4 protein-coding genes and 1 pseudogene are annotated in these 5408 nt (G+C 68.2%); 2 read left to right on the forward strand and 3 right to left on the reverse strand.

Features of this window, described 5'->3' with window-relative positions; genetic code table 11:
- Both RT567_RS13125 and RT567_RS13130 read left to right on the forward strand, forming a co-directional pair.
- Positions 1–630 (forward strand): annotated as a pseudogene (locus RT567_RS13125) (hypothetical protein); the annotation flags it as partial.
- The gene (locus RT567_RS13130; protein WP_313576754.1) at positions 617–1282 is read left to right on the forward strand and encodes a methyltransferase; all 666 of its coding nucleotides are present in this window, start codon (positions 617–619) and stop codon (positions 1280–1282) included. The pseudogene RT567_RS13125 and the gene RT567_RS13130, both read left to right, overlap by 14 nt.
- Before the next feature lie 7 nt (positions 1283–1289).
- Here RT567_RS13130 and RT567_RS13135 read toward each other — a convergent pair whose 3' ends face one another.
- From RT567_RS13135 to RT567_RS13145, 3 genes are all read right to left on the reverse strand, one after another.
- Positions 1290–1862 carry an NADPH-dependent FMN reductase gene (locus RT567_RS13135; RefSeq protein WP_087140983.1) on the reverse strand — a complete coding sequence of 191 codons (573 nt, stop codon included), beginning with the start codon at positions 1860–1862 and terminating at the stop codon, positions 1290–1292.
- Positions 1863–1942: 80 nt separating this feature from the next.
- Complete coding sequence (locus RT567_RS13140) at positions 1943–3253, reverse strand: nicotinate phosphoribosyltransferase (RefSeq protein WP_313576755.1); 1311 nt, start codon at positions 3251–3253, stop codon at positions 1943–1945.
- A 6-nt stretch (positions 3254–3259) separates the two neighbouring features.
- The gene (locus RT567_RS13145) at positions 3260–5125 is read right to left on the reverse strand and encodes a monovalent cation:proton antiporter-2 (CPA2) family protein (RefSeq protein WP_313576756.1); all 1866 of its coding nucleotides are present in this window, start codon (positions 5123–5125) and stop codon (positions 3260–3262) included.
- Positions 5126–5408: the final 283 nt, after the last annotated feature.

Below are 5408 nucleotides of genomic sequence, written 5' to 3' on the forward strand. Positions count from 1 at the left end.
ATCCCCGACGCCTTCATGCGCGCGGTGGAGGCCGACGAGGAGTGGGCGTTGACCTCGCCCAAGGACGGCGCCGTGGTGCGCAAGATCTCGGCCCGCGGCCTGTGGATCCGCATCCTGATGGCGCGCATCGCGCAGGGCGAGCCCTACAACATCTACTCGGACGCCGTGAACAACGCGCGGCCGGAGCACCAGAAGCTGGCCGGGCTGGAGGTCAAGACCTCCAACCTCTGCTCCGAGATCACCCTGCCGACCGGCCCGGTGGCTGAAGGCGCCGCCCCGGAGAGCGCCCTGCGCCTGCAGGGCCAAATCAGCCACCTGGACTACGCCATCCGTCCCGCCGTCGCGCCGATCGACATGGCGCGCCACTATGAGGAGGCCCTGCGCGAGGAGGGCTATGAAACCGTTTTCGCCTGCACCGGCATCGCGCGCTGCGGCTCGGGCATGGGCGCGCTGATCCTGCTGAGCGACGCCGTCGCGCCTGCGGGGTTCGCCGACGGCGTGTTCAACGATCAGTTGCGAGTGGTCGTCGCGCGCAAGGGGGCGACCTGGGTGCTGCTGCACATGACGCGCGGACCGGATCGGTCGCTGGTCTATCAGGCCGTGATCGAGGGCGCCCGTGAGCTCGACTAGACGGATCGCCAACCCCGCCCGTTTCATCCGCGACAACACCCGCCTTCAGCCCGTCTCTCATACGCCCGAGATTTCCCTGTGGCTGGCCGATGAGGTCACGCCCATCTGGAAGCTGACGGAGGAAGAGCTGGGCGAAATGGGCCTGCCGCCGCCGTTCTGGGCCTTCGCCTGGGCGGGCGGGCAGGCGCTGGCGCGCTGGTTGCTGGATCACCCCGCTGAAGTCGCGGGGCGCCGCGTGCTGGACCTGGCGACGGGTTCGGGCCTGGTGGCGATCGCGGCGATGAAGGCGGGCGCCGCCTCGGTGCTGGCCGCCGACATCGATCCCTTCTGCGGCGCCGCCGTGGCTGCGAACGCTGAGGCCAACAGCGTCGAGATCGCCTTCACGGCCGACAACCTGCTGGAGGCGCCGCCGCAGGCTTTCGACCTGATCTGCGCCGGCGACGTCTTCTATGAAGGACCGATGGCCGAGGCGATGCTGGCCTGGCTGAAACAGGCGCGCGCGGCGGGGGCCGAGGTGCGGGTCGGCGACCCCGGCCGCACCTACTTCCCGAAGGAGGGCCTCAGCCTGCTGGCCGAATACCGCGTCCCGACCACGCGCGAGCTGGAGGATCAGGAGGTCAAGCGCACGCGGGTCTGGGCGCTGGAGGCGTAGAAGCGCCTCAGGCGTCGCGCGGCAGGACGGTCAGCACCCGCGCCATGTGCTGATGGAAGGCCTCCATATAGTCGCGCAGGAACTGCTCGGTGCTGGCGACCGTGACGTTGCCGTCATCGTCGATCAGGCCCGGCGTCATCTGGATATAGGCTTCGACCGTGTTCATCTGCGGCGCTTGCAGGAAGCCCAGGACGGGCCGCAGCGCCTGCTGGGCCACCGCCGTGCCGATCGAACCGGGCGAGGCGCCGATGACCGCCGTCGGCTTGTTCTTGAAGGCATTGGTTCCATAGGGGCGGCTAGCCCAGTCCAGGGCGTTCTTCAGCCCGCCGGGCATGGAGCGATTGTATTCCGGCGTGACGATTAGGATGGCGTCCGAGCGCTTGATCGCCGCCTTGAAGGTCTCGGCCACGGCCGGATAGTCGGCGTCGTAGTCATAGGAATAGAGCGGCAGGTCGGCGAAGCCGATCTCGTGAAAATGCAGCTTCTCGGGCGCCAGCTTGACCAGGGCCTTGGCCAGCTTGCGGTTGATCGAGCCCTTGGACAGGCTGCCGATGATGTAGCCGACGTTATAGGTGGTCATGAGAGGCGTCCCGCTGAAATTATGGGCGGCGCCCGGCGCCGCTGATGACGAAATGTCCAATCAAGCTTAGCGGTTCCGTATCAGACGCGCACAGCCTGACGTCCGCGCCCCGCCTCGCCGAAAACGCGCAGATAGCGTTCGATCTCGGCCCGGTCGCCGGTGGCCTTTTCGACGTTGTCCGACAGCTTGACCGCCGGACGGCCCGCCGCCTGCGTCACCTTGCACACCAGCGACAGGGGCAGCAGTTCGGGCGCCTCTACGGGCGCGCAGTCGCGGAAGTCGTTGGTCAGATTGGTGCCCCAGCCGAAACTGGTCCGCACCCGACCCTTGAAGTGGGCGTGGGCCGCCTCGATGCCGTCCACGTCCAGCCCGTCGGCCAGCACCAACAGCCGCTCGCGCGGGTCGCGGCCCCTGGACGCCCACCACTTCATGATGATCTCGCCGCCCTCGATCGGCGGGGCGGAATCGGGACGGAAGCCCTTCCAGTCGGCCAGCCAGTCGGGCGCGTCGTCGAGAAAGGCTTGCGTGCCGAAGGCGTCAGGCAGGGCGATCAGCAGATTGCCGTCATAGGCCGCCCGCCATTCCTCCAGCACCCGATAGGGGGCGGCGCGCAGGGCCGCCTCGTCCTCGCCCGCCATGGCGGCCAGCACCATGGGCAGTTCGTGACCGTTGGTGCCGATGGCCTCCAGGTCGTTGTTCATCGCCAGCAGCACGTTGGAGGTGCCGATGAAGGCGCTTCCCAGCCCCTCCTTTAGCGCCTCGACGCACCAGCCCTGCCATAGGAAGCCGTGACGGCGCCGGGTGCCGAAGTCGGACAGGGCCAGCGGCTCCAGCTTTCGCAGCCGCTCGATCTTGCTCCACAGCTTGGTCTTGGCGCGCGAATAGAGGATGTCCAGTTCGAACCGGCCCATGCGGCGCAGGGCGCGGCGGCTGCGCAGCTCGTTCAGGATCGACAGGGCGGGGATTTCCCACAGGGTGACGTCCGCCCAGCTTCCCGAGAACTCCAGCCGATACTGGCCGTCGGCGCTGCGCGACAGGTCGTATTCGGGCAGGCGATAGTCAGCCAGCCAGGCCAAGAAGTCCGGGCTGAATATCTGTTTCACCCCGTAAAAGGTGTTGCCGCCAAGCCAGATCAGCTCGCGGTTGGTGAAGCGCAGGGATCGGGCGTGGTCGAGCTGGGCGCGCAGTTCGGCCTCGTCCACTTCCTCGGCCAGATGGACGGAGGTGGTGCGGTTGATGACCGAGAAGGTCACGGGCACGTCGCGGAACCGGCGCCAGATCAGCTGCAGCATCAACAGCTTGTAGAAGTCGGTGTCCAGCAGGCTGCGGACGATGGGGTCCAGGCGCCAGCCGTGGTCATAGGCCCGCTTGGCCAGGTCGATGCTCGCCATGCCGGATCAGTTCGCCTTTTGCGCAGCCGGTTCGATGACGGCTTCGGGCGGGGCCTCGTCCTCATTGACCAGGCGCCCTTCGCGGTGCGGCTTGATGTAGGGCGTCGGCTGCGGCGTCGGCATGTTGCCGCGCATCAGGGCCGCCCCGGCCTTCAGCCCGCCGGTCAGATCCAGGTCCAGGCGCGCCTCGTCGCGACGGCGCACGTCGGCGATGACGTCGGCGACATCATCTTCCGCCAGACCCAACTCCTCCAGCACGGCCTGACCGAACCGAAGCGCGGACTCAAAGGTCTCGCGCACCTGATAATCGACCCCCGCCTGGATCAGGCGCAGCGAGTGCCCGCGATCGAAGGCGCGCACCATCAGCTTCACGCCGGGGAACTCGGACTTGACCAGTTGTACGATCTTGTCGGCGGCCTCCGGCTTGTCGACGCAGACCAGCACCGCCTCAGCCTTGCCCGCGCCTGAGGCCCGCAGCGTATCGAGGCGCGTCCCGTCGCCGTAATAGACCTTGAAGCCGAAGTTGCCGGCGGCCTGGATCATCTCCACGTCGTTCTCGATGATCGACACGTCCACGTCGCGCGCCAGCAGCGGCTGCGACACCACCTGGGCGAAGCGGCCGAAGCCGATGATCAGCACCTGGCCGCGCAGGCCGTCGGCGGCGTCGACGCCCTCGGCGTCCTCCGGCGACAGGCCGGCTTCCTTGGGCAGGAACCGCTTCAGCGCCAGGGTGGTCAGCGGCGTCAGGGCCATGGACAGGATGACGATGGCCGTCAGGGCCGCGCCCGCCTGGGCGTCGATCACGCCCGCCGTGGCGGCGGCGCTGTACAGGACGAAGGCGAACTCACCGCCCTGGGCGAACAGGGCCGCGCGCTCGATCGCCTCATGATGGCGCGCCTTGAACAGGCGGGCGACGACATAGATGACCAGAGCCTTGACCACCATGAAGGCCGCCAGCCCCGCCACGACGATGCGCCAGTCGTTGACGACTACGCCGATGTCCAGCGCCATGCCGACCGACAGGAAAAACAGGCCCAGCAGAATGGCGCGGAACGGCTCGACATCCGCTTCCAGCTGATGCCGGAAGGTCGAGTCCGACAGCAGCACCCCGGCCAGGAAGGCGCCCATGGCCATCGACAGGCCGACCCCGTCCATGATCCAGGCCGTGCCCGCCACCACCAGCAGGGCGGCGGCCGTCATCACCTCGCGCCCGCCATTGCGGGCCAGGAAGCGGAACACCGGATTGATGGCGTAGACGCCCACCGCCAGCACGCCCGCCAGGGCCGCCAGCGCCAGGCCGATCGACTGCCACAGGGGCGTCGTGCTCTCGGTCGACTGCCCCATCGAGGCCCCCAGCAGGGCGACGATGGCCAGCAGGGGCACGATGGCCAGGTCTTCGAACAGCAGGATGGACACCGCGCGCTGGCCGCTGGGCGTCGGCAGGTCGCCGCGCTCTTCCAGCATCTGCACGATGACGGCGGTCGAGGACATGACGAAGCCCATGGCCCCGACAAAGGCCACGGGCGCCGAGACGCCCGCCGCCATGGCCACCAGCGTCAGGGCCAGGCCCGCCAGACCGACCTGGGCCGAACCCAGGCCAAAAATTTCCTTGCGCATCCCCCACAGCCGCTTGGGCCGCATCTCCAGACCGATGATGAACAGGAAGATGACCACGCCGAACTCGGCGACGTGCAGGATGGTCTGCGGCTCGCGGAACAGGGCCAGTCCGAAGGGGCCGATGGCGACGCCCGCCGCCAGATAGCCGAGCACGGAGCCCAACCCCAGCTTGCGGAAGATCGGCACGGCCACCACGCCCGCCGCCAAGAGGGCCGCCACATGGCCCAGTTCCAGTCCCGTCGCCGCGTCGGCCATCGCTCACCCTTGTGCTTGAGCCTTCATAGTGGGGGCGAAAGGACTGAATAGCGAGGGGGTTCCTCACGACAGCCGCTGCGCCACGGGGCGACGACGATGCGCCCATGCGAAGAACCTTCGCCTTAGTTCCGCCGAACATCGTCATTCTTCATAGACGGGACAGGGTTGGAGGAGATTGATCAATGCCCCAGCATCCACGGCGCCGCGCCGCCGGATTCCAGCGTCGCCCGGCGAGCCTGACGCTGGTCGCCGTCGCCGCCCTCATGACCGCCGCCCCGGTCGG

It is taken from the genome of Brevundimonas sp. (assembly GCF_032107865.1).
GTDB lineage: Bacteria > Pseudomonadota > Alphaproteobacteria > Caulobacterales > Caulobacteraceae > Brevundimonas.